The sequence below is a fragment of the Streptomyces sp. NPDC034099 genome, from assembly GCF_055575415.1.
The window spans coordinates 866,082-887,833 of record NZ_JBVISR010000001.1 but is presented as its reverse complement, the minus strand read 5'-3'; the positions used below and the strand labels follow the sequence as shown (position 1 = coordinate 887,833).

Here is a 21,752-nt window from a genome sequence, read left to right as displayed (position 1 = left end):
TACGGCTCTACGGCTATTGGCGCTGACGGGGACGACGTGACGGGACAGACGGGGACGAGGACGCCGGGCGCTGTGCGCGGCGTGCTCAGGGGCGCACTCGGGAGCGTGCACAGACGGGTGCGCCGCAGGGTGGACGCCGCGCGGGAGGCCGCCACCATCCGCGGCGACGACTCCGGCATGACCGCGATCGAGTTCGTGCTGCTCACTCCGGTCCTGTTCTTCATGATCTTCGCGACGGTGCAGTTCGGTCTGTACTTCTTCGCCGACCACGTGGCGCAGGCCGCGGCCCAGGCGGGCGCGCGCAAGGCCCGCGCGACGGCCGACGCCCAGCCCGGCGCGTGGCGGGGCGAGGCCCAGGACGTGGTCGACAGCTACATCCGCCAACTCGGCCCGCAACTGGTCCTGTCACCCGACGTGAAGACCGTGCAGCCCGAGCAGAACACGGTCGGAGTGGAGATCACGGCCCGCATCCCCACGGTCTTCCCGGGCCTGGACCTGACGGTGCACGCACAGTCGATGGGCCCGGTCGAGCGCTTCGTGCAGGAGGGGGGCAACTAGATGGACCCCTCCCGCCTCAGGGCCGGCCGACCGCAGGGGAACGGGGGCGACCGGGGCCTGTCCACCATCGAGGTGGTCATCCTGGCCCCCGTGATGATCCTCTTCATCCTCGTCCTGGTGGCCTTCGGCCAGCTGGTCGACGGCCGCGGCGCACTCGACGGCGCCGCCAGGGACGCGGCCCGCGCGGGCTCGATCCAGAAGGACCACGGTACGGCGATCGCCGAGGCGAAGAAGGCCGCCGAGGCGAACCTCTCGGACGTCTGCTCCGGCCCGGTCTCGGTCGTCCAGAAGAGCGCGGGCTTCGAACCGGACACCCTCTTCACGGTCGAGGTGAGCTGCGAGGTACGCGGCCTGGCCTCGATCGGCCTGGACATCCCCACCACCCTGTCGGCGACCTTCAGTTCCCCGCTGGACCCGTACCGGAGGACGGCGTGAGATCTCTGGTACGCGCGTGGCTCGCGGACCGGCGCACCCGGCTGGACGACCGAGGCTCGGGCGCCGGCGCGGTCATCATCTTCGCGCTGGTCTTCCTCTCCCTCTCGGCCTTCGTCATCGACGGCGGCATGTCCATCTCCAAGCGCGAACGCGCCGCGGACATCGCCGAACAGGCCGCCCGCTACGCCGCCCAGGACATCGACCGCGAGGCCCTCTACGACGACGTGGGCGGCCCCGCCCCCATCAACTACGAGAACTGCAACGCCCGCGTGAAGGCCTTCGCCGCCGAGATGGACATGACCGGCGCGGACATCGCCGCGACCCACTGCGTCACGGCCGACGCGGCCCAGGTACAGGTCGAGGTCCAGCTCACCTACTCCCCGGTCTTCACCGGCATGTTCTACGGCGGCGACGTGGTGGTCCACGGCCAGGCGGTGGCGGAGAACGAGGTGGGCTGAGCCCCACACCCGGGCTGGGCGAGCGCGAGCAAGGCAGCAGAGCAAGGCAGTAAGAAGGGTCAGGAGGAGAACGCGACCATGGGAGACCAGGAAGCGGACATAGACCGGATCCGGGAGAGTGCCCGCGCGCTGAAGCGGATCCGCGGCACCTTCGCCGAGCGGGCCAATCCGGCCGAGGGATACGGGATCGGCGAGATCGGGTCGCAGAAGATCCTCGACGCCTTCGACAAGTTCGGCAGCAACTGGAAGATCCACCGCAGACAGCTGACGGACGAGTTGGAGAAGCTGCACGGGATCACCAAAGGCGCGGCCGACTCGTACGACAAGATCGACCACGAACTCGCCGAAGCGCTCAGACGCGCGGACGAGAAGGGCAAGTCCGGGAAGAAGGGCGGCGGCAAGTGACGCGTCCCGCGAACCACCGCTGGGCGGTGCTCGACGAGAGCTCCGACCCGCTGCCCGGCGACCCGGAAGAGGTGGCGAAACTCGGCCGGCAGTTGCGCAGGACGGCGGAGGCCATCGAGAAGGAGGCCCGCGAGATCAAGGAGCTGGCCTCCGTCGAGAACTGGAAGGGCAAGGCCGCCACCGAGTTCAGGTCGGCCGCCGAGGGCGCCGGTGACAAGCTCCGCAAGGCGTTCAAGCGGTACGACGAGGCGGCCGACGCGCTCGGAACCCAGGTCGTGGACGGCGTGTGCAGCACCGAGTTCGCCTCGGAGCTGCACCGGGCCCAGCAGATGGCCGACAAGGCGCTGCGCGACGCGGAAGCCGCCGACGAGGACCTCGGCGCCGCCCTGAAGTCGTTGGACGGGCAGCCCGACGACATCCCCAAGGACGACCCGGACACCAAGAAGTACGAGGAACAGAAGGAGAACGCGTCGTCGGCGCTGGCCTCGGCCAGGGAAGCGCTCCACACCGCCAAGGAAGTCAGGGACGCCGCCGCGCGCCGGGCCGCCGACGCCATCCACGACGTCATCGAGAACGACGGTCTCAAGGACGGCTGGAAGGACAAGTTCAAGAACTGGGTCCACGAGAACGCGGGCTGGCTCACCCAGATCTCCAAGTGGGCGGGGCGTATCGCCCTGTGGGCGGGTGTCGCGGCACTCGCCCTGGGCTGGATCCCCGTCATCGGGCAGGCCATCGCGGCCGTCGCCAACGCGGTCGCCCTGCTGGCCAGCGTCGTCGCCCTCGCCACCGACCTGGTGCTGGCCCTGGGCGGCGAGGGGAGCTGGAAGTCGGTGATCCTGGACGCCGTCGGCGTGGCCACCTTCGGCCTCGGCCGGGCGGCGATGGCAGGAGCCAAGGGGGTGGCCGCGGGCAGCAAGGCACTGGCCCGCAGCAATCTGTACAAGAGCGCGGTCGCGTCCGGCATGAAGACCAACAAGGCATGGAACCTCGCCAACCGGGGCGCCCAGGGCGCGGTCCGGGGCAAGGACGCGGCGAAGGCCATGGCCAACATGCCCAAGGGGAAACTGCCCACCTGGAGCAACATCAAGGAGGGCTTCAGCCCCGTCTCCATGTACCGGGACACTGTCGGCGGGGTGAAGTCGATCAGCAACGCGTTCTCCAAGCAGGGCTGGCGAGAGGGCCTCGGCGGGATGGCGCCGCCCCGTTCGGCGGGCACCCTCGACCCGGACCTGGCGAGGGCCGCCGCAGACCTCGACGGCATCGCTCCGGCCGCCGCACAGATGCCCGCGGTCAGCAATGCGCTGGGCAACTTCTCCGGCCAGACCAATGCCTGGGCGGGGGCCACGGCCACCGGTGTGGCCGCCGGTGCCGAGGGGGCCTACGGGGCGGTCACGTCCCTTTACGACCGGACGACGGGATGACCCCGCCCTCCGAGCCCGCCCTCAGGCCGGCCGCCTCGCGCGGCCCCGGCCTCGAACGCTGCCACTCCGCACGGCTCTCCTGCGAAGACGGCGCCCTGATCCTGCATACCCGCCGCCGCACCGCCCGCCACCCGGTGGGCGGCAACGGCATCACGCGGGCCGTGTTCGTAGACGCCCCCGGCGAGGACCGGGAACGCGTGGGCCCGACCCTGCCCGGGTCCTGGGGCGAACTCCAGCTCCAGGACCGCGACGGGGCGCTCATCGGCCGTTTCGACCTCGAGGACTGGCTGCCGGAGTCGCCCGTCCTTCCCAAACGCTCCGTCCGGGGCGAACAACTCCTCAGCCGCACGGGGGTGTCCCACCTTCTCAAGGTGGCGGGAATCCCCCTGCACGTGGTGCGGGACAGAGAGGACCCGATGGTGGCCTCGGGCGGCGGAGGAGCCGTGCTGGGGCCGGGCAACGTCTTCCCGTACTGGTACTGGGGTGTCCGAGCCGTCGCCGGGGCCGCGTGGTTCGCGGCGTTCACGGCCGTACTGTTCTCCGGGACCACGGTGCCCTGGCTCATCCTCCTTCTGGCGGCCACCGCGGCCGTCGCACCGGTGGCGAGGCTGTCGCTGCGCGCCTGGACCCGGGTACGCCTGCGCCGGTACGCCCCCGCCGTGCGCGAGCGTGTCGGCCCCTCTCCCGCGCCGGGCCTCGGCGCCACGGTGCGGTTCTGCCGGGACACCGAGCTGCGGGTGCAGGACCGCGACCTGGTCCTGCGGGATCTGGGCGGGCAGGAGTACTGGTTCCCGCTGACCGGCGCGCACGCGGTGACGTCACTGGTCCGGGTCCGCGACCGCGCGGGCTCCGAACTCGGCGTGGAACTCCGGGGACCGGCGGAGCAGGTGCGGGCCGTCCTGCCCTGGGACCTCTGGTTCGGGGGTGAGACGGGCGCCGACGGCTGGGCCCGGCTGCGGAGGGCCGCGGGGCTGGCGGTGTCCGAACGCCGTCTGACCGGGAAGGTGATCTGGCCGAAGGGGCCGGTGCTGGGCCTGCGCATGCTCCCCGGATCAGGCACGGAGGCCCGCCGCAGGTCGCGCTTCCCCGGGACCATCGCCGGGGTGTCCTCCACCGCGGTCATGGCCATCGGCTCCCTCTTCTCCGTCATCCAGGGCCTGCGGATCACCGACGAGCACCCGGACGCCGCACTCACCGCCGTACTCCTGGGAGCGGTCGGCCTCGCCCTCCAGGGCGCCCCTTCCGGGGTTCACCAACTGCGCAGCCGCCTCCGCCTCGACCGGCCGGTCCCGGAACGGACGACACCGAGGAAAGTTGCCCCATGACGCGCACCGAAAGCCCCACGCCCCCTACCGACTACCGTCTGCTGCTGCCCGAGGGCTGGTTCCGGATCCTGCTCGACCCCGACCAGCGGGACCGCTCCGTCGACGCACTGGTGGAGCGCCAGTTCCGCGGCATCGACAACGCCCCGCACCTCAAGGAGGAGCTGCGCGACGACCTGCGGCGCCGGGCCGCCAAGGCGTACCGCGGCGGTGGGATCGAGTTGTTCCTGAGCCTCCAGGCGGTCGGCCCCTTCACCGTCCCCGCCTCGCTCCTCGTCACCCTGGCGCCCCTGCGCCACGCGGAACCGCTCCCGCCGGAGGACCTGGCCCGCACCCTCGCCGAGGACGCGGAGGCGACGGCGGACGGGAGCGGGAACGCAGGCACGCCGGTGCCCGAGATCGCCGTCGAGGAACTGACCGCGGGCACGGCCGTACGGGTCCGCAGACTCACCCGGCAGCCGGGCGAGAACGGCCCGGACGCCCCCCATGCAGCCCATGCCTCCGTCTCGGTGGAGTACCACTTCCCCGTCCCCGGCACGACGGCGTACCTGCTGCTCACCTTCTCCACGCCCCTGGAGCCGATCGCCGACGCGATGGCCGGCCTCTTCGACGCGATCGCCGGCTCGCTGACCTGGACGGAGTGACCCCGGACATGACCGCCGACGACCTGTCGAACCTTGGGCTGGAGTGCTCGGAGGACTGGGTCCCGTTCCCCGTCGCCGGGACGATCGACCTCGACTACTGGGCCAGGCACCAGGCCGGGGAGCTGGTCGAACGGTACGCACGCGATGGCGAGAAGGGCAACGCCCGTCTCCTGGCCCGCGACCTCAAACGCGCCGCGGCCGACAGCCGTACCCGCGAACCCCTGGGCGCCTTCGGCTGGTACCTCAGCGGTCACCAGACGGTGGCGGCCGTCCTCGAACTCGACGCCATCCACCCGGACGCCACGTTCCCGGAGATCACCCTCCCGCTCCTCACCGAGCACATGACGGCGAGGGACTTCGGCGAACCCGACGTCCGCGAGGTAGGCCTTCCCCTGGGCGACGCGGTCCGCATCCGCCAGAACCTCATCGAGGAGAGGAAACGGCTCCTCGGTCCCCGCCCGGTCGTCCACACCCTCTTCTACGCCGTCCGCCCCGCGACGACGGACGCGGCCATCACCCTCCTGGTCTCCTGGACGGAACCGGTCCTGGACGAGCCACTGGAGAGCATCGTGGACACCATCGCGGGGACGCTGCACCTGTGACACGGAAGTCCGGCGGGCGCCGCCTGCCGGCACGAGCGGTGGCGGAGAACGAGGTGGGATGAGCGGGCGTGGCGGCGTCGCTCACCCCATGGGGATCCCGAGATCCAGCGTCAGAATCTCGACGAGCCTGCTCTCCGGGACCTCCGGGGGTCGGTAGTCCAGCCCTCTGGCACGCGCGACGAAGTCTCCAGGCAGGACCAGGTGATACTTGTCCACGTAGTACGCGAGATCGTCCCGCCAGAGCCAGGCACCGTCCGTGAGGAGCGAGCCGGCGCTCACCAGGGTCGGCCCTTCGGGATCCAGCACGTCGGCCTGCGCGCCCATCTCCGACCAGATCCCGGAGCCTCGCCGGAGGTAGGCGACGAGTCGGTGCTCGTCGGTGTCCGCCGACGACCTGACGGCGTCCTTGATCGTGCCGTCGGTGAGGAGCCCCCAGCCGGGCGAGAGCTCGTCGAAGAACCCGACGGTTCTGACCGTACGTGCCGTCGGGGCGCCCTCAGTCGGGCACCGGGAGCCCTTCGGCCCGCGCGATGTCCAGTGCTCGTTCAACGCTGACCTCCGGGGCCGAGAAATGGAGCGAGGCGGCGTGCCGGACGAACGCCGGTGGCGGCGCCACGCGGTGCTGCCGGACGTGGTCCGACCAGGCGAGGGTCCAGACCCAGCGTCCGTCGGTCATGATCCCCACGCGTACGCGCATGTCCGCCGAGTCGGAGAACGGATCCGGCAGCGTGCCCGGTGAGATCAGTAAGGGTTCGGCTTCTTCCAAAAACCTGGCCAAGGGCCCGGCCAGCTCGTTGGGGAGCGTGCCGGGAGAGAAGTCGGCTTCCAACTGCGGCTCACCGACGAGGTGAGGCACGGGGACCCTGACCATCTGCTTACTTGTCGCCGCCCTTGCCGCCCTTCCCGCCCCGCTTGTCCTCCGTCTTCACGGCGTCGTTGACCTTCTTGGTGAGGTCGTCGTCGAGCTTCTTGAACTCGCGGACCACGGCGTCCGACATGCTGGCGAGTGCGTCGAGCTGCTGGGTGATGTCCTCGCGGCCGTCCTCCCAGTTGGACTCGAAGTCGTCGAGCGCGTCGTTGACGCTGCCGTCGCCGATGTCGTCCTTGTAGGACTCGAAGAGCTTCTTGGTGTGGTTCAGCCTCGTCTTGAGCGATCGCAGCTGGCGACCGTAGTCCTCCAACTCGGTCAACGGGATCGCGAGGTCGCTCTTGCCCATGGCCCGAAGTCCTCTCTGCGGGTCAGACGAAACGGAACGTGCCGGTCACAGCGTCGAAGATGTCGTGGAACGCCTCGGCGAGATCCAGCACCGGGCTGGCTCCGGAGACGAGGACGACCTGGTCGGTGGTTCCCGGGACGGGGATGTACGTCTGCGTCAGCACCATACGAAGCGTACGACTGTCGCCCTGCGCGACGGGCACGTCCTCCACGCCGTACGTCCGCGCGGCCGGGCCCACTTCGGGAATGTCGACGGTCGTCACCTTGCGCCAGGCGTCCCCTTCCCGTCGCGCGGTGATCGTCCGCAGGCTGTCGGCGATGGCCCGGGGATCGGTGGACAGGGCGACCCCCTCCTTGTTTTTGGCGCCGAGAACGGAGACGGTGACGGTCGCGGCGAGAGGCACACCGTCGAAGTTCTCGGCCATACAGCCCAGGTAGAGGGCACCGGAGTCGTGGGCGTCCTTGGCCATTTTCCGCAGCATGGCGGTCAGGTCGGCGCGGTAGGGGGCCAACTCGGGCGTCTCGTCGAGACGTTCATCGACCAAGGCTCGAATCGTCGCCTCCCGGCCTTCGGGCCGGATTTCGAACTCCCACCACGACTCCGGGACCGAGAGGGAGAATGCGGCCGGTGAAACGTCCACTGAAGTCATGGCTGCTCATTTACTGGGAACGGAAATGGATCAGGCGAAGAACTTGCGAATCTCGGTGGGCGCCTTGCCTTGCTTCCTCCACTGGGTTCCGAGGTGGGCTGCCAACAACTTGAAATCTTCCAAATCGAGTGGAGGGGAATCGGTTGAGTTCTTTTCTGTCACTTCGAGTTGTCCACCTGGAAAAGACATCCGCAACCCGCCTGCCGGATGTCCTTCATGGTCTGCAAGAGACACAGTCGCCGACTCTTCGTTCAGGATGATGAAAGCCTCCAGTGTGCCGTCGACAAGTGCACGGTAGAGATGAGGGGACGTTCCGTCGGACGTCAGCTTCAGTTGGAAAGAGTGGGCCATCGCTATTCCTCCACGCTGACCGGCCGCCCGTGGCCATCACGGGCTGCGGCAGCTTGGTCCCAAGTGTAGCCAGCATCGATCGTGGCGCTGTGGGCCGTGCTGTAGCTTGGATTTCCGGTGTCTTTCATGTAGTTGGACTCGTGCAGTTCGTGCCGTAGCAGGTCGATGTCTGCCGGGTGTGGATTTCCATTGTCGAGCCTCTGCCACGCTTCGGCGATGCGCGGATTCGCATCGAAGCGTGCCATGTAGGCATCGCCGTAACTGTCGAGGAGATGCTCCTCGTGGAAGAGGTGGTTCTTGATCTGTTCGATCTCGAACCGGGAGAATCCATGTTCTGTGGCAGTTCTGGCGACGTTGTCGATGTCGTCGGTCGAACGGATGACGTCATACGCTTCCTCTGCCCAGTCGGTGACGAAGTCCACGTCGCCACGTACGCGACGTAGCGATCCCCCTGTTTGCAGCAGACGTTCGACCTGTCTGATCCCTGTGGCCCCACGAATTCCGCGAAGTGCCTGCGCCACGTTCTTGAGGCCGCCGCCGATGCCGCCCATGAACCCGGCGCCGAGCGCCTTCAGCCCGCCCGCCTTCCACAGCTTGCCGAGCTTGGCGAGGCTGGTGAAGCCCTTGGTGGCGGGTATGCAGTCCAAGGCGGCCCATAGGAGATCGCCCCAGCCCGCCTCACCCTTGATGACCTTTCTTATCGTGTCCGCCATCACGACAAGTGCCGCCGCGAAAACCAACCAGCCCAGCGGGCCGCCCACGATCATCACGATGATGCCGACGATCGTCACGACCCACTTGCATATGGTGACGATCTCGTCCCAGTGGTCGGAGACCCAGTCGCCGATCTCCTCCCACCAGTGCCGGTTCGGGATACCGGCGTCGGAGACTTCCCGGAGCTTGGTCACCGTCCGGCGAGCGGCCTCCTCACGCAGCCCCTTCGCCTGACCGGCGAGTCTCTTGGCCGCGTCCAGGGCGCTCTGAGCACTTTCGACATTCCGCTCCGCCGCCGCCTGGCGGGCCTTCGCGTGCTGGGCGTCACGCGTGGCGCGGCGCACATCGGCCTCGTCGGGCTTGGGGACGTCCTCGCCGCCGTTCTTGGCCGGGTCGTACGAGTCGCTCTTCTCGGTCGCCCTGCGCACCCAGTCCTCGGCACCGGTCAGCGCCGTCTGCGCGGTGCTGAGTTCCTCACGGGCCTTGCGTCCGTCGCGCAGCGCCTTGTCGGCCTTTCTCCTGGGCGTCCTGGAGATCGGGCCAGAAGGTGGCCAGCGCGTCGCCCGCCAGGTTGTACGACTTCTTCAGCTTACGGAGCTTCTTCGGGGCGTCCTCGAACTCCTCGGCGAACACCTCCGCCGTCTTGCCCGCCCAGGAGAGGATCTCCTCTTCTTTGGCGATGCCCTTGAGGTCGCGGAGGACGTCGGACACGTCGTCGGCGAAGTCGTGCAGGGTGCCGGCGAGTTTGCGAACGCGGTCCGGATCGCCGGGCGTCGGATCCTTGTCCAGGTCGAGTACGTGCCAGTCCGCAGGCCTGTGCGACACCGTGTTCTCCCCCGTGCGCGTGCGATGCCCTCGCATGGAACGCGCGTACGAACTTATCGCACCCGAGCGTGCGCCCGGTCAGGCAGTGGTCCTCTTGAGGCTCCGTATGAGGGCGTCGAAAGAGCCGACCGGGATGGTGAGTGTGCCCTGGGAGGGTGCCTTCGAGTCGCGTATGGCTATGCGGGCGTGCAGGTCCGCGATCTCCACGCAGGTGTTGCCGTCGCCTCCCTCGGAGTAGGAGGACTTCCGCCAGCGGGGGCGTACGGTCACGGTCCCGTACCTCACAATTCCTTCGCCAGGGGGTGGATGAAATCACGCGTCCGGTTGGGATCGAGTGACGCCTGCTCCACCTTACGAAACAGCGTTCGAAAGCGCTCCAGTTGCGACTGGGCGTCCAGGAACGCCGTGCCGTTGGGGGAGTCGCGAAGCACGGTGTCCAGCTGAGGGAGGGGCCCGCCCACATGCATCATGGCGGCGCTGGCCCCGGCGAAGTGATCGGTGTCGAACGGGATGACCCGTACCGTGACGTGTTCCCTCTCCGACTCGTCCAGGAGCCTGCGCAACTGCGCTCGCGACACTCCGCGGTCGCCCACACGGATGCGGAGCGCGGCTTCGTGGACCACGGTCTCGTAGGCCGCCGGAGCGTCGCGCTCGATCACCGCACGGCGTCTCATGCGATGCTCCACGCGTGGTCTCAGCTCGCTGTCCGGCAACTCCGGCACCATGTAACCGAAAACCGCGCGTGCGTAGTCGGGCGTCTGCAGCAGTCCCGGGACATGAGTGATCACGACCTCGTGCAGGAACGTCGCGTGGTGTTCCAACTCGGCGACGTCCAGGAACACCGGAGGCAGGGTTCCGCGGAACTCCTCCCACCAGCCCTGAGTGCGATCGGTCGCCATCGCCACCAAGGCGTCGACCAGGGTTTCGTCGGCGCAGGCGTAGTGAGCGGCCAGCCGTCGCACACGCTCCTCGCTCGCTCCGGCGAAGCCTGCCTCAACCTGACTCATCTGGGCCGAAGTCGAGCTGATCAGCCCCGCCACCTCGCGCGCTTTCAGCCCGGCGGCCTCGCGCAACCTGCGCAGTTCCGTACCCAGACGTACCTGCCGCGCCGTTGGCCGACTCCTTGGCGCCACGTGCTTCCTCCGGGCCTCAACTCGCCTGTCGCTGTACCGCTTACGGGGTCAGATTAGAGCAACGGCTTGCGTGGGCAAAAATTTTTGCTCTACGGTCGGTTATGCGACGCACACGGATTGCTGTTGATGTGCCGGAAGTGCACCGCGCCGTACTGACCATGACGGTTGCGGCGATGCCACCTGCCTCCCCCTCTCACCGAACGGAGTTCCCCATGCCCGAAATCGAGCCCGTCGACCCGGCGGCCCCCTGGGAGTACACCCTCTACATCCCGAACGACCTCCGCGCCGTCACCGTCTGTCGCCGCACCCTGCGCCTGATCCTCACCATGCACGGCCTCATCCGCCTCGTGGACACCGCCGAACTGCTCGCGACCGAGCTGGTCTCCAACGCCGTACGGCACACCAAGGGTCCCGCCGCTCTGCGAGTGCGATGGGCGGCGGGTGTGCTGCGGGTCGGAGCGTGGGACGCCGACCCGGGGCCGCCGGAGCCGCCCGGGAAGCTGGACGCGCTCACGGACGCGGAGGCGGGGCGGGGTCTCGCGCTCGTGCGGGCGTGTGCGGACCTGTGGGGGTGGCAGCCGCTGGCCCGCGGCGGGAACCGGGGCAAGTACGTGTGGTGTGACCTTGCCTCCGCGTAGCTCGTTGATCACGTCGTACAGGAGGGAGAGCTGATGGTCAGCTCGTCGCACGAGGCACTGCACTGGGTCTTCCAGAAGGACCCGGCGCTGCTGACACGGGCGTTTCAGAGGGTGCTGCACGTTCCGTTCCCGGAGCCGCGTGACTTCGCGGTCCTGAACGCCGATGTCACGGAAATCGAGCCCGTCGAGCGGCGGGTGGACACGCTGATGCGGGTGGAGACGGACGACGGGGCGTACCTGCTCGTCGTCGAGTCCCAGGGGAAGAAGGACGAGAAGAAGCGCGGCAGCTGGCCGTATTACCTCGCGTACTTGTACGAGAAGTACCACTGTGAGCCGGTGCTCGTCGTGATCACGCAGAACAGCGCGACCGCACGCTGGGCGGCGCAACCCATCCGGCGAGGGCTGCCCGGCTGGGATTCGCTGACGGTGCGACCGCTGGTGATCGGCCCGGACAACGTGCCGGTGATCGCGAGTGAGCGGGAGGCCGAGAGGGACGTGCCGCTTGCCGTTCTGTCGGCCATGACACACGGGCGGGGTGCGAAGGCCGCCGCCATACTGGAGCCACTGGCCCTCGCTCTGCGGACCGTTGACGGCGAGAGCGCGGCGGTGTTCGGGCAGCTCATCGAATCGTGCCTGGGTGATCCCCTGGCCAAGGACCTCTGGAGGGACCTGATGTCGGAGATCCGCTACTTCTTCAACAACCCGGTGGCCGAGAAGGTCCGTGAGGAAGGCCGTGTGGAGGGGCGGGCCGAGGACCGTTCCGAGATCACCTTGCAGATTCTGGAGTGGCGCGGCATTCCGGTGACTGGCGCGGTGCGGGAGCGGGTGCTTGCCTGCACCGATCTGGAGCAGCTCAAGGTCTGGTCACAGCGGGCTGTCCACGTCACGCGCGCGGAAGACCTCTTCGCCGAAGGAGGTGACTGATGCCCAGGCAGATCCGCTACCTCTTGGATAATCCCGTGACCGCGAAGCGGGCCGAGGATCTGTTCAGCGGTTGATGGACTGGATCTCCTGGACTTCCATGTCCTGAGTCGTCTCGAAGGTGCCGTCCGGCAGGTCGCCCTGGGCGCCGCCGGTGCCCTCCCAGGAGATCTCCCAGGTGATCGAGGCGCTCAGTTGGTACGGCTCGCCGTTCGATGCCCGGAGGTAGCGGATGCCGCAGGGCGGGGTCTGGTCGGCCTTGCCCTTCGCGTACGGCGTACCGATGGAGCCGTCGGCGTTGATCTCGCAGTCGCCGGAGGCGGGGAAGGTCTCGGCGTCGGCCGTGCCGGGCTCCAGGTGGAGGGCGACGGGCTTCGCGGTCGTCTCCGCCCACAGCCCCGTGTTGGGCAGCTCGGCCCGGACCTTGACCTCCTTGAATGTGCCCTTGTCCAGCCAGACCCAGGTGGGGAGGTTCACGGTGGACTTGGTCTGCGGCTTCAGCTCGACCTCGGTCTTCGGTACGTCGATCTGGTCGTACGCGTAGGCGGCGAGCGTCTCGGGGGTGGGGGCGTGTTCGTCGTCCGGGATCGTGCCGGCGTCCTGCCAGAACATGACGCGGCCGCAGTCCCAGGCCTCGGTGTCCTGCTCGTGTCCCTTGCGGACCACGCTGCGCCAGAACATCCCGTCCTTGCCAACGTTGTAGTCCTTGTAGCCCTTGGCCATGGTGTTCTTCGACGCGTTGATGTCGAAGTTGTCCTGTTCCTCACCCTCCTCGTAGTGATCCACGAAGATGCCCGAGGTCCAGAACTCATGGGCGTTCACGGCGCCCAGGCCGCCGTTCTTCTTCAGATCCGCGACCGCCGACTTCAGCTGCTCCGGAGTGAACACCGGCTCGTACCAGCAGACGGGCGGCTCCCAGTTGGGGTCGACGGAGGTCAGATCCTCCATGGAGCCGCTGCCGGTCCGGCCGTCGGGGTAGGTGAGCTGAATCCTGGACTGGGAGACCGACGACAGCAGGGTGCGGCCGTTCGCGTCACCCTGAGGGCTCTCGTCGGCTGGAGGGGTCGTGGTGTTGCCGGGGGTTCCGTTGGCGTGGGCCGCCGGGGCCAGGCCACCGATCATGGCAATCGAGAGAGCTGCGGAGGACCAGTAAAGGGTGTGACGGCGCACGGTCATCCCTTGCACTCCTTCACTCGCCCCTGTACCTCGATCTGCCGCGCCTGCCACACCGCCGCCGACGCCTCGGACGGACTCATCAGCAGGCTGAACTTCTGGTAGCTGTCCAGGTTCTCGTCGGTGTAGTTGACCTTCCCGGTCTCTACCTTCTTGCTGTAGAACTTCGCCTGGTTGCGGCAGAAGCTGACGAGCACCGACTTGCCCTCACCCACGGGATCGATGTCGGCGTTGAAGTACCGGTCGTTTCCGGTGACCGTCCAGCCGTCCTTCACCCACGCCTCGATCTGGGACTTGGCGTACTTCTCGGCGCCGCCGGTCGAGTAGAACTGATACGCCGGATCGTTCGGATCCTGCTGCGCGATGCCATGGTCCAGGGCTCGGATGTAGTTGGCGGCGTCCTCCAGCGCAGCCGCCTGCTCCGCGTCCGACGGCCTCTCGAAGTCGAAGACCAGCTTCAGATCCTCGGGCAGGCTCACGTCCGGACGCTTCACGTCGGCCGCGCCCGATGCCGAAGACGACGGGGAAGAGCTGCTCGCCCCCGTCTCCGCCCCCTTGATGTCGTCCGGCGAGGACTCGTCTCCGCCGCAGGCGGTCAGGAGCAGGGCCGCCGTCGCGGCGAAGGTGGCGGCGGTCATGGTGAGGGCGCTGCGGGCCACTGGTGTTCCCCCCGGGATACGACGTGTGCGACAGGGAACGAAGCTATCAGGGGAGCGTGCACGGCCTCTGGGCGGTTTTCGGGGGTTGTGTGCGGAGTGTGAAGGGGGTGCTCGCAGAAGCGGACAAACCACATGGAGCGGGCGGAAGTTGTGAGGTGGGCCTCGCTGGCCCCTTCGCCGCTGTCGGTGGGAGTCCATAAGATCTCGGTAGGCTCAGCACACCCCTCATACCGGACGCCCCCGCGGCCTTCGCCGCCCACGACCACGACCCAGGACTCCGCCCATGCCGCGACGCCGCACATCAAGCTCCTCAAGCTCGACGGCTCCCCCGGCACCCTCTGCTCCGAGGAACCGCACGCCCCAGCCCGTGCGGGTGCGGCGGCGGTCGTTCGGGGACTTCGTCAAGGCGTTCCTTGCCTTCCTGGTGCTGCTCGTGCTGGTCGTCGGGGTGCCCCTCGCGCTGGCCACCCAGATCGGGTGGCCGTTGCCCGACGGTGCGCCGAGCCTCGACTGGCTGCAGCGTGAGATCACCGTGCAGACCTTCCTGCACATCCTCACCGTCATCGTCTGGTTCGCCTGGGCGCAGTTCACCGCCTGTGTGCTCGTCGAGGTCAAGGCCGCGCTGTCCGGCGTCGGGGTGCCGGGCCGGGTGCCCGGGTCCGGGCCCAGCCAGCTGCTGGCCAGGCAGCTCGTCGCCGCCCTGCTCCTCGTCGGTGCCACCGCGGCGAGCCTCACGCCGGGGCTGTCGCAGTTGGGGCAGAGCCTGGAGGGGAACCAGAAGCCCTCCGTCGCCGCCGCCCAGCAGACGCCGGGACTCTTCGCCCAGCAGCAGGAGCAGGCCGCTGCCACCGCGGGCGCCCTCGCCGAGCAGGCGGGACAGGCGGGACAGGCCGCCGCGCGGGCCGACGGCGGTTCCGCCGCCGCGCACGGCGACACGAAGTACTACCGGATCCAGCCCCCCGAGGGGCGTCACCACGACTCCCTCTGGGAGGTGGCCGAACGGCACCTCGGCGACGGGCGGCGGTACAAGGAGATCTTCGAGCTCAACAAGGACCGGGTGCAGCCGGACGGGTCCCGGCTGTCCGAGGCCAGCCTCATCCGGCCCGGCTGGATCATGGAGATGCCCGGCGACGCCCGCGGCGGCGAGCTGGTCGAGATGCCCGACGAGGCGCCGAACGTCTCCGAGCAGGTGCAGCAGCAAATCAGCGACTACGCCCGGACCGGCGACCACGCCCAGGGCGGAGGGGGAGCGCAGGGCGGCGACGCCCAGGTCTCCCTGCCCGAGCAGCGGCCCGCGCCCACGCCCGCGAACCCGGTCACGCCCGCCACCCCGGTTCCCAGCACCGGGCAGGAACACGCCACTCCCGCCGCCGGACAGGACGGCCACTCCTTCGGGCTGCCCGAGGCCCTCCTCGCCGCTCCGCTGCTCGCCGCCGGTCTCCTCGGCGCCCTCGGGCGGCGCCGCCGGCAGGCGATGTGGCAGTCGGCGCTCGGCGCGGTCGGCGGGCGGCGCGGCATGGAGCCGCCCACGCCGACGGGTGACGCCCAGGACGTGCAGGACGCGCTGCTCGTCGGCGCCGACCCCGAGGGCGTACGCCTGCTCGACCGGTCGCTGCGCGGGCTGGCCGCCTCACTCGCCGACGAGTCCCGCCCGCTGCCCGTCGTCTACGCGGCCTGGATGAGCGGCAACGGCGACCTGCACCTCCAGCTCGCCCAGCCCGCCGGGAAGCCGCCCACGCCCTGGCAGCAGGGGCAGGACCAGACCTTCTGGATGCTGGCCCGCGCCGACGCCGAGCGGTACGAGGACGCCGAGACGGCCGCGCCCTACCCCGGTCTCGTCAGCCTCGGCACCATGGACGACTCCCGGCTGCTGCTCAACCTGGAGGCCGTGCCCGGCATCGTCTCGCTCGGGGGCGCAGAGGCCGACCGGGCCGCCGTGTTCGCGTCGGTCGCCGCCGAACTGGCCACCAACGGCTGGTCGGACCGCATGACCATCACCCTGGTCGGGTTCGGGGACGACCTCACGCCCCTCGCGCCCAACCGGATCCGGCATCTCGACGGGTTCGAGGACCTCTTCGAGACCATGTCGGCCGAGACCCGGCAGCGGCGCGGCGCGCTCGGCGCCGCCGGACACGACTCCGTGCTCACCGGCCGCACCGGTCCCGCCCAGCACACCCGCTGGGCCCCGCACCTCGTCCTGCTCGCCGCCCAGCCCTCCGACGACGACGCGCTGCGGCTGGCCGAACTCGCCGCCGACGCCGGTCGGCTCGGCATCGGCTACCTCGTCGGCACCCAGGGCACCGACCTGCCCGGCGCCGCCTGGGAGATGGAGATCACCGGCGAGGGCCGGCTGCTCGCACCGCTGCTCGGGCTCGAACTGGAGGCCCAGATGCTGCCGGCCGCGCAGCGGCGTGCCGTCGTCGAGCTGTTCACCGACGCCGACCCCGGCTCCGACCCCGAGGGCGGGCCCGGCCGGCCGGCCAACGCCCCGCCGTTCCTGGTCGACATCAGCGAGCAGGGCCGGCCCGCCGTGTACGCCCGCCTCGTCGGGTCGTACGAGATCATCGGCCTGGACGCGCCCGACGGCGAGCGCAGCGCCCTGCTGCACGAGGCGCTGGCGCTGCTCCTGCTGCACCGCGAGGGTGTCCACCCGCGCGTGCTGTCCTCCGCGCTGTGGCCGCGCGGCGTGACCGCGGACGTACGCGACGCGCTGCTGGAGCGGCTGCGGGCCTGGCTGGGCACCGACCCCGACGGCACCCCGCGGCTCGCCACCGACGCCACCGGACGGCTCACCCTCGCCAAGTCCGTCGTCTCCGACCTCGACGTCCTGCGCTCCCTCTACTACGAGGCCACGCAGGGCCGGGGCGTCGGCAGCCGCCAGGTGCGCGGGCGGCTGCTCACCGACGCGCTGGTGCTGGTGCGCGGGCCGCTGCTCGCCGACCGGCCCGAGGGCCGCTACCGGTGGCTCACCCACGAGATCGTCGACGCCCAGCTCCCCCTGCTCGTCGCCGACACCGGGCTGGCGCTCTCCGAGTTCCACCTGGAGAAGAACCGCGCGGAGAAGGCCATCGAGGCGCTGAACGCGGCGCTGCGCACGGCCCCCGCCGACGAGCGCCTGTGGCACGAGCTGCTGCGTGCCACGCACACCACCGGCGACCCCGACCGGCTGCGCGCCCTCGCCGCCGACCTCGTCGACCGCAGCGGCGCACGCGGACTGCCGCCCCGCACCGAGGCGCTGCTCGACGAGTTGCTGCCGACCTGGCGCGAGGGCGTCTCCGCCGCCGGATGAGCACCGACTCCGACCTCCTGGTCGTCCTCGTCGCCGTGCTGTGGGGCGCGGCGACGGGCGCGCTGCTGCCCCGCGCGGCCTACCGGTTCTCCGCACCGGCCGGGGAGGCGTGGCGCGAGCGGTGCCCGGACGGGCACCCCGTCCGGGGCTGGCTCGGCCGGGCCCGGTGCGGGCAGTGCCCGGTCGATCAGGCGTCCCACGGCGCCCGCGCCGCGTCCCTCGCCGTCGTCACCGCCCTCGTCTGCGCCGCCCTCGCCGCCGCCACCGGCACCCGGCCCGAGGTCGCCGTCTGGCTGCTGCTCGCCCCGGTCGGCGTGCTGCTGGCCGTCGTCGACCTGAAGGTACGGCGGCTGCCCGACCCGCTCACCCTGCCGCTCGCCGGCGCCGCGCTCGTCCTGCTCGGCCTCACCGCGCTGGTGCCCGAGCACGCGGGGGAGTGGACCACCGCCCTGCTGGGCGCCCTCGCCCTCGGCGCCGGTTACCTCGTGCTGTTCCTCATCAACCCGGCCGGCATGGGCTTCGGCGACGTCAAGCTCGCCCTCACGGCCGGGGCCGTCCTCGGCTGGTACGGCTGGCCCACGCTGATGCTGGGCACCTTCGCCGGCTTCCTGCTCGGGGCGTTGTACGGCGGCGCCCTCCTCGCCGCCCGGCGCGCGAACCGCAAGACGGCCATCCCCTTCGGTCCCTTCCTCATCGCGGGCGCCCTCCTCGGCGTGCTGGCCGGGGCGTACGCGGCCTGACCACGAGCGGGCGAAGGGCCTGGCGTACGCTGGGCGGGTCCGCCCACCCGTCGCCCACCACCACCCATGCACTGAGCGCTTCGCGCACACCTACTGATCAACCCTTACGAACCTTGCGAAAGGGACGCCGGTGACCGAGAAGGCCGACCTTCAGCCCATCCTCGACCGCGCCGCCGCCGGTGGGCGGATCACTCCGGAAGAGGCGCTCGTCCTCTACCGCGACGCTCCGCTGCACGCGCTGGGCGCCGCCGCCGACGCCGTACGCAGGCGCCGGTACGCCGGTACGGAGCACATCGCCACGTACATCATCGAGCGCAACATCAACTACACGAACGTGTGCGTCACGGCGTGCAAGTTCTGCGCCTTCTACGCGGCCCCCAAGGACACCAAGAAGGGCTGGACCCGCGACCTCGACGACATCCTGCGCCGCTGCGCGGAGACGGTCGAGCTGGGCGGCACGCAGATCATGTTCCAGGGCGGCCACCACCCGGACTACGGCGTCGAGTACTACGAGAAGCACTTCGCCGCCATCAAGAAGGAGTTCCCGCAGCTCGTCATCCACAGCCTGGGGGCGAGCGAGGTCGAGCACATGGCGCGGATCTCGAAGGTGTCGGTCGAGGAGGCCATCACCCGGATCCACGCGGCCGGGCTCGACTCCTTCGCCGGTGCCGGTGCGGAGCTGCTGCCCGAGCGGCCGCGCAAGGCCATCGCGCCGCTGAAGGAGTCCGGCGAGCGCTGGCTGGAGATCATGGAGATCGCGCACGGGCTGGGCGTCGAGTCCACGTCCACCATGCTGATGGGCACCGGCGAGACCAACGCCGAGCGCATCGAGCACCTGCGCATGATCCGGGACGTGCAGGACCGCACCGGCGGCTTCCGCGCCTTCATCCCGTACACCTACCAGCCCGAGAACAACCACCTGAAGGGCCGCACCCAGGCCACGCTCTTCGAGTACCTGCGGATGATCGCCATCGCCCGTGTCTTCCTCGACAACGTCGCCCACATCCAGGGCTCCTGGCTGACCACCGGCAAGGAGGTCGGCCAGCTCTCCCTGCACTACGGCGCGGACGACCTCGGCTCGATCATGCTGGAGGAGAACGTCGTCTCCTCCGCGGGCGCCAGGCACCGGTCCAACCGGATGGAGATCATCGACCTGATCCGCAAGGCGGGGCGCGTCCCGGCGCAGCGGGCCACGACGTACGAGCACCTCGTCGTGCACGACGACCCGGCGAACGACCCCGTCGACGAGCGCGTCGTCTCCCACATCTCCTCCACGGCGATCGCGGGGGGCACGGCCCACCCCGAGCTGAAGCTGCTCGCCTCCAACTGACGCCGCCGACTGACACCGCCGTGCTGACGATCCACGCCTGCGAAGCCTCGCCCGAGACGGCCGTCGTGGTCGACGGCGCGCTTCTCGCCGCCGTCGGCCCGTATGAGGCACTGGCCGCCGACCACCCGCGGGCGCGGGTGCGCCGGTGGCCCGGCATCCTGACACCCGGACTGCTCAACCCGTACGGCCCGGAACTGCTGGAGCAGGCGTACCACCCCGACCCGCGTGAAGCGGACCGGCTGGGCACCGAGCCGCTCTTCGGGGAGCGCGCGCTCGCACTCCTCGGCGCGAACGCGTCCGCGCGCGGCGCCAGCGCGCGCCGAGGGGTGCAACGCATGCTGGCGCACGGCACGGTCGCCGTCGCCGGAGAGCTGCGGGGCCGCGCGGCCCTGGACGCGGTGCGCGGAGCGGGGCTCGCCGTGGCGGCGCGTCCGGCCGCCCTGCCCGGGCCCGCGTCCTTCTCGCCGGTGCCGCTGGTGCTGCTTCCCGCACTCGCCCCCGGGAAGCCCGCCCGGTTCGCGGTGTTCGACGTACCCGACCGGGCCGCGCTCGTGCGGGAGGGCGCGTCCACGTGCGTGGCCACCGTCGTGGGCGGCCGTCTGGTGTACCGGGGGCGCTGAGCGCGCGGCCCCCGGGGCTCGTCCGACGGGCCTACGCGCCGAACGCCGCCCCGAACGCGCCGGTCTCCTGCTCCACGCCGCTGCACGTGGTGAGCGCGTCGGTGGCCGACGCGTCCGCGCCGCACTGCCGGTCGCGGAAGGCCGCCCACATCGACACCCAGGCGATGCCCTTCTCCTCGGCGAAGGCGCGCACCTCGGCCGCGTCCGCGAGCGTGAACGTCTCACCGGCGACGTCGTTGGCGCCGAGCATCGAGGTGAGCGCCATGCCCCGCCAGGCCTCCGCGTCGGACGTGCCGAAGACCTTCCGCAGCTGGGTGTGCGCGGCCTTCGCCGAGGCCAGGGCGTAGTCGCCCATGTCGTCGGTGTACGACTCGCCGTAGTTCATGGTCATGAGGTTGACCGCGGACACCTGTACGCCGTGGTCGTTGGCCGACGCCAGCAGCGCCAGGCCGTCGGTGTCCAGGCCGGAGGGCATCACCGGGAGGGTGAAGGAGACCTCCAGGCCGCCGCGTTGCTCCTGGAGCAGGGCGATCGCCTCCGAGCGCAGGGCGACGGAGCCGGCGTCGGTCAGCTCGTCGCCCTCGATGTCGAAGTCCGCCTGTGTGGAACCGGCCGCGTCCAGGGCCGCGCCGTACGCCGCCGCCAGGGCCGAGGCGCTGTCGCAGGCCGACGCCAGCTCCGTGCCGGACGCGCCGCCGAAGGAGACGCGTACGGTGGCACCGGAGTCCTTCAGCTGCTCGACGCGGGAGGCGACGGAGGCGTCGTCGACGTCCTGGACGCCGTTCCAGCGGGGGACGCAGTCGTCGCCGGACGAGATGACGAACGCCAGGTTGTACGCCGCGGGGGAGCCCGCCGTGTCGGTGGCGGAGGCGGTGGTGGCGCTGACGTAGGGGGCGTAGGCGGTGGCCGGCGTGGAGGACGCGGACGGCGCGGACGGCGCGGCGGGGGCCGCGTCGGTGGTGCCGTCCCGTCCGGCGCAGCCCGCGGTGGCCAGGGCGAGCAACAGGGCGCACCCGGCTGCCGCGTTCCGGTGAACCCTCATGAGCACACGCTCCCGTTTCTCGTCCGTTGTCGTCGGACCAGTGAAGGTGGCACGTGTTCCTGGGTCTTCGCTGAGGAAAGGGCGCCGTCGGGTCCCATCTCTCAGGAAACGGACAGGACGGGGCGGTTTTCACCGGGATCTCTCAAGAAGCTGCCAGTTGGCGACAGGCAAGGCTCCCTAACGTCCGGGGAATGCACTCCGAGCCTGCCACCGCCTCCCGCGCCGCCATGCGCGGTCGCCGCCGCAAACGCGGCAACGGATCCGCCGAGGGCCCCGTGTTCGTCGACAGCACCGGACGCCGGGCGCGGCTGCTGCGCCGGCTGGGACTGCTGATGGGGGCCGTGTGCGTCGGCTACACGGCCGTCCTGGGCCTGGCCTTCATGGGCGTCGGCATCTCGGTCAACCCGTCCTCGCTGCTGCCCTTCGGCGTCGGCGGTGGCGGTGGCGGACCCGAGGGCGGCCCCGGTCCCGGCGGCGGCACGCGTCCGCAGGGCGGGGTCGCCCCCACGGGTGCCCCGCCGAGCACCGCACCGCCCACCGCCCCGCCCGGCGCGGTCCCCAGCACCGCTCCCGCCGCTCCCACCGCCGCCCGCACCGACTGACCGG

At 70.4% G+C, this 21,752-nt stretch carries 27 protein-coding genes; 15 read left to right on the top strand and 12 right to left on the bottom strand.

All coding sequences use genetic code 11. From position 1 onward, the window contains the following. Positions 1 to 177: 177 nt before the first annotated feature. The 8 genes from ACZ56V_RS04185 (at position 178) to ACZ56V_RS04150 (ending at position 5,845) form a co-directional block, all read left to right on the top strand. Positions 178 to 558 carry a TadE family protein gene (locus tag ACZ56V_RS04185; protein ID WP_241965470.1) on the top strand — a complete coding sequence of 127 codons (381 nt, stop codon included), beginning with the start codon at positions 178 to 180 and terminating at the stop codon, positions 556 to 558. Then, positions 559 to 993, top strand: coding sequence for a TadE/TadG family type IV pilus assembly protein (locus ACZ56V_RS04180; protein ID WP_398912185.1), 435 nt, complete (start codon positions 559 to 561; stop codon positions 991 to 993). Beyond that, entirely contained in the window at positions 990 to 1,451 is a 462-nt protein-coding gene (locus ACZ56V_RS04175) for a TadE/TadG family type IV pilus assembly protein (RefSeq protein WP_104632420.1), read from the top strand. Before ACZ56V_RS04180 ends, ACZ56V_RS04175 begins: the two co-directional genes overlap by 4 nt. 78 nt (positions 1,452 to 1,529) lie before the next feature. Continuing rightward, the gene (locus ACZ56V_RS04170) at positions 1,530 to 1,856 is read left to right on the top strand and encodes a hypothetical protein (protein ID WP_398912188.1); all 327 of its coding nucleotides are present in this window, start codon (positions 1,530 to 1,532) and stop codon (positions 1,854 to 1,856) included. Next, positions 1,853 to 3,277, top strand: coding sequence for a putative T7SS-secreted protein (locus ACZ56V_RS04165; protein ID WP_468939001.1), 1,425 nt, complete (start codon positions 1,853 to 1,855; stop codon positions 3,275 to 3,277). Before ACZ56V_RS04170 ends, ACZ56V_RS04165 begins: the two co-directional genes overlap by 4 nt. Further along, positions 3,274 to 4,602: a hypothetical protein gene (locus ACZ56V_RS04160; RefSeq protein ID WP_468938999.1), complete on the top strand. Its 1,329-nt coding sequence runs from the start codon at positions 3,274 to 3,276 to the stop codon at positions 4,600 to 4,602. The genes ACZ56V_RS04165 and ACZ56V_RS04160 overlap by 4 nt, the downstream gene beginning before the upstream one ends. Next, on the top strand, positions 4,599 to 5,243 hold the full coding sequence (locus ACZ56V_RS04155) for a hypothetical protein (RefSeq protein WP_467382496.1): 645 nt from the start codon (positions 4,599 to 4,601) through the stop codon (positions 5,241 to 5,243). The genes ACZ56V_RS04160 and ACZ56V_RS04155 overlap by 4 nt, the downstream gene beginning before the upstream one ends. Positions 5,244 to 5,251: 8 nt before the next feature. Further along, a complete protein-coding gene (locus ACZ56V_RS04150) occupies positions 5,252 to 5,845 on the top strand; it encodes a hypothetical protein (protein ID WP_467382494.1) in 594 nt (197 codons plus the stop codon). An 81-nt stretch (positions 5,846 to 5,926) separates the two neighbouring features. On the opposite strand, the gene ACZ56V_RS04145 is transcribed toward ACZ56V_RS04150, so the two are convergent. From ACZ56V_RS04145 to whiJ, 9 genes are all read right to left on the bottom strand, one after another. Continuing rightward, positions 5,927 to 6,394 (bottom strand): hypothetical protein, encoded by a 468-nt coding sequence (locus tag ACZ56V_RS04145; RefSeq protein WP_468938994.1) that lies wholly within the window; start codon positions 6,392 to 6,394, stop codon positions 5,927 to 5,929. Further along, on the bottom strand, positions 6,342 to 6,674 hold the full coding sequence (locus tag ACZ56V_RS04140) for a hypothetical protein (RefSeq protein ID WP_468938992.1): 333 nt from the start codon (positions 6,672 to 6,674) through the stop codon (positions 6,342 to 6,344). Before ACZ56V_RS04140 ends, ACZ56V_RS04145 begins: the two co-directional genes overlap by 53 nt. 46 nt (positions 6,675 to 6,720) lie before the next feature. Continuing rightward, complete coding sequence (locus ACZ56V_RS04135; RefSeq protein WP_398912195.1) at positions 6,721 to 7,062, bottom strand: hypothetical protein; 342 nt, start codon at positions 7,060 to 7,062, stop codon at positions 6,721 to 6,723. A 22-nt stretch (positions 7,063 to 7,084) separates the two neighbouring features. Further along, a complete protein-coding gene (locus tag ACZ56V_RS04130; protein ID WP_467382489.1) occupies positions 7,085 to 7,711 on the bottom strand; it encodes a hypothetical protein in 627 nt (208 codons plus the stop codon). Positions 7,712 to 7,741: 30 nt separating this feature from the next. After that, positions 7,742 to 8,062: a hypothetical protein gene (locus ACZ56V_RS04125; protein ID WP_398912197.1), complete on the bottom strand. Its 321-nt coding sequence runs from the start codon at positions 8,060 to 8,062 to the stop codon at positions 7,742 to 7,744. 2 nt (positions 8,063 to 8,064) lie between these two features. Beyond that, positions 8,065 to 9,204, bottom strand: coding sequence for a hypothetical protein (locus ACZ56V_RS04120; RefSeq protein ID WP_468938988.1), 1,140 nt, complete (start codon positions 9,202 to 9,204; stop codon positions 8,065 to 8,067). A gap of 46 nt (positions 9,205 to 9,250) precedes the next feature. Next, positions 9,251 to 9,601, bottom strand: a complete 351-nt coding sequence (locus ACZ56V_RS04115) for a WXG100 family type VII secretion target (RefSeq protein ID WP_468938986.1) — start codon at positions 9,599 to 9,601, stop codon at positions 9,251 to 9,253. 78 nt (positions 9,602 to 9,679) lie between these two features. Further along, the gene (locus tag ACZ56V_RS04110; RefSeq protein WP_467382482.1) at positions 9,680 to 9,871 is read right to left on the bottom strand and encodes a DUF397 domain-containing protein; all 192 of its coding nucleotides are present in this window, start codon (positions 9,869 to 9,871) and stop codon (positions 9,680 to 9,682) included. 11 nt (positions 9,872 to 9,882) lie between these two features. After that, positions 9,883 to 10,734, bottom strand: coding sequence for a transcriptional regulator WhiJ (whiJ, locus tag ACZ56V_RS04105; protein WP_468938982.1), 852 nt, complete (start codon positions 10,732 to 10,734; stop codon positions 9,883 to 9,885). 212 nt (positions 10,735 to 10,946) lie between these two features. Between whiJ and ACZ56V_RS04100 the strand changes: the two genes are divergently transcribed. Next, positions 10,947 to 11,372: an ATP-binding protein gene (locus tag ACZ56V_RS04100; RefSeq protein ID WP_468938980.1), complete on the top strand. Its 426-nt coding sequence runs from the start codon at positions 10,947 to 10,949 to the stop codon at positions 11,370 to 11,372. Between the two features lie 33 nt (positions 11,373 to 11,405). Continuing rightward, positions 11,406 to 12,296 carry a hypothetical protein gene (locus ACZ56V_RS04095; protein ID WP_398912199.1) on the top strand — a complete coding sequence of 297 codons (891 nt, stop codon included), beginning with the start codon at positions 11,406 to 11,408 and terminating at the stop codon, positions 12,294 to 12,296. A gap of 63 nt (positions 12,297 to 12,359) precedes the next feature. Here the strand turns inward: ACZ56V_RS04095 and ACZ56V_RS04090 are convergent, their stop codons facing one another. After that, positions 12,360 to 13,469: a hypothetical protein gene (locus ACZ56V_RS04090; RefSeq protein ID WP_398912200.1), complete on the bottom strand. Its 1,110-nt coding sequence runs from the start codon at positions 13,467 to 13,469 to the stop codon at positions 12,360 to 12,362. Continuing rightward, positions 13,466 to 14,125: a hypothetical protein gene (locus ACZ56V_RS04085; RefSeq protein ID WP_398912201.1), complete on the bottom strand. Its 660-nt coding sequence runs from the start codon at positions 14,123 to 14,125 to the stop codon at positions 13,466 to 13,468. Before ACZ56V_RS04085 ends, ACZ56V_RS04090 begins: the two co-directional genes overlap by 4 nt. Positions 14,126 to 14,408: 283 nt before the next feature. Here ACZ56V_RS04085 and ACZ56V_RS04080 point away from each other — a divergent pair, with 283 nt between their 5' ends. The 4 genes from ACZ56V_RS04080 (at position 14,409) to ACZ56V_RS04065 (ending at position 20,104) form a co-directional block, all read left to right on the top strand. Next, entirely contained in the window at positions 14,409 to 17,414 is a 3,006-nt protein-coding gene (locus ACZ56V_RS04080; RefSeq protein WP_468938976.1) for a BTAD domain-containing putative transcriptional regulator, read from the top strand. Continuing rightward, a complete protein-coding gene (locus tag ACZ56V_RS04075; RefSeq protein ID WP_398912203.1) occupies positions 17,411 to 18,154 on the top strand; it encodes a prepilin peptidase in 744 nt (247 codons plus the stop codon). The genes ACZ56V_RS04080 and ACZ56V_RS04075 overlap by 4 nt, the downstream gene beginning before the upstream one ends. A gap of 130 nt (positions 18,155 to 18,284) precedes the next feature. Then, on the top strand, positions 18,285 to 19,484 hold the full coding sequence (mqnC, locus tag ACZ56V_RS04070; protein WP_467382474.1) for a cyclic dehypoxanthinyl futalosine synthase: 1,200 nt from the start codon (positions 18,285 to 18,287) through the stop codon (positions 19,482 to 19,484). Between the two features lie 20 nt (positions 19,485 to 19,504). Further along, positions 19,505 to 20,104: a hypothetical protein gene (locus ACZ56V_RS04065; protein WP_398912205.1), complete on the top strand. Its 600-nt coding sequence runs from the start codon at positions 19,505 to 19,507 to the stop codon at positions 20,102 to 20,104. Positions 20,105 to 20,135: 31 nt separating this feature from the next. Here the strand turns inward: ACZ56V_RS04065 and ACZ56V_RS04060 are convergent, their stop codons facing one another. Next, positions 20,136 to 21,146 (bottom strand): chitinase, encoded by a 1,011-nt coding sequence (locus tag ACZ56V_RS04060; protein WP_398912206.1) that lies wholly within the window; start codon positions 21,144 to 21,146, stop codon positions 20,136 to 20,138. 191 nt (positions 21,147 to 21,337) lie between these two features. Here ACZ56V_RS04060 and ACZ56V_RS04055 point away from each other — a divergent pair, with 191 nt between their 5' ends. Next, entirely contained in the window at positions 21,338 to 21,748 is a 411-nt protein-coding gene (locus ACZ56V_RS04055; RefSeq protein ID WP_398912207.1) for a hypothetical protein, read from the top strand. Positions 21,749 to 21,752 lie beyond the last annotated feature (4 nt).

Coding starts and splice junctions, on each gene's coding strand:
- ACZ56V_RS04185 (WP_241965470.1), top strand. CDS start 178: ATGACCGCGATCGAGTTCGTGCTGCTCACTCCGGTCCTGTTCTTCATG.
- ACZ56V_RS04180 (WP_398912185.1), top strand. CDS start 559: ATGGACCCCTCCCGCCTCAGGGCCGGCCGACCGCAGGGGAACGGGGGC.
- ACZ56V_RS04170 (WP_398912188.1), top strand. CDS start 1,530: ATGGGAGACCAGGAAGCGGACATAGACCGGATCCGGGAGAGTGCCCGC.
- ACZ56V_RS04160 (WP_468938999.1), top strand. CDS start 3,274: ATGACCCCGCCCTCCGAGCCCGCCCTCAGGCCGGCCGCCTCGCGCGGC.
- ACZ56V_RS04155 (WP_467382496.1), top strand. CDS start 4,599: ATGACGCGCACCGAAAGCCCCACGCCCCCTACCGACTACCGTCTGCTG.
- ACZ56V_RS04150 (WP_467382494.1), top strand. CDS start 5,252: ATGACCGCCGACGACCTGTCGAACCTTGGGCTGGAGTGCTCGGAGGAC.
- ACZ56V_RS04135 (WP_398912195.1), bottom strand. CDS start 7,062: ATGGGCAAGAGCGACCTCGCGATCCCGTTGACCGAGTTGGAGGACTAC.
- ACZ56V_RS04130 (WP_467382489.1), bottom strand. CDS start 7,711: ATGACTTCAGTGGACGTTTCACCGGCCGCATTCTCCCTCTCGGTCCCG.
- ACZ56V_RS04125 (WP_398912197.1), bottom strand. CDS start 8,062: ATGGCCCACTCTTTCCAACTGAAGCTGACGTCCGACGGAACGTCCCCT.
- ACZ56V_RS04100 (WP_468938980.1), top strand. CDS start 10,947: ATGCCCGAAATCGAGCCCGTCGACCCGGCGGCCCCCTGGGAGTACACC.
- ACZ56V_RS04095 (WP_398912199.1), top strand. CDS start 11,406: ATGGTCAGCTCGTCGCACGAGGCACTGCACTGGGTCTTCCAGAAGGAC.
- ACZ56V_RS04090 (WP_398912200.1), bottom strand. CDS start 13,469: ATGACCGTGCGCCGTCACACCCTTTACTGGTCCTCCGCAGCTCTCTCG.
- ACZ56V_RS04080 (WP_468938976.1), top strand. CDS start 14,409: ATGCCGCGACGCCGCACATCAAGCTCCTCAAGCTCGACGGCTCCCCCG.
- ACZ56V_RS04075 (WP_398912203.1), top strand. CDS start 17,411: ATGAGCACCGACTCCGACCTCCTGGTCGTCCTCGTCGCCGTGCTGTGG.
- ACZ56V_RS04060 (WP_398912206.1), bottom strand. CDS start 21,146: ATGAGGGTTCACCGGAACGCGGCAGCCGGGTGCGCCCTGTTGCTCGCC.
- ACZ56V_RS04055 (WP_398912207.1), top strand. CDS start 21,338: ATGCACTCCGAGCCTGCCACCGCCTCCCGCGCCGCCATGCGCGGTCGC.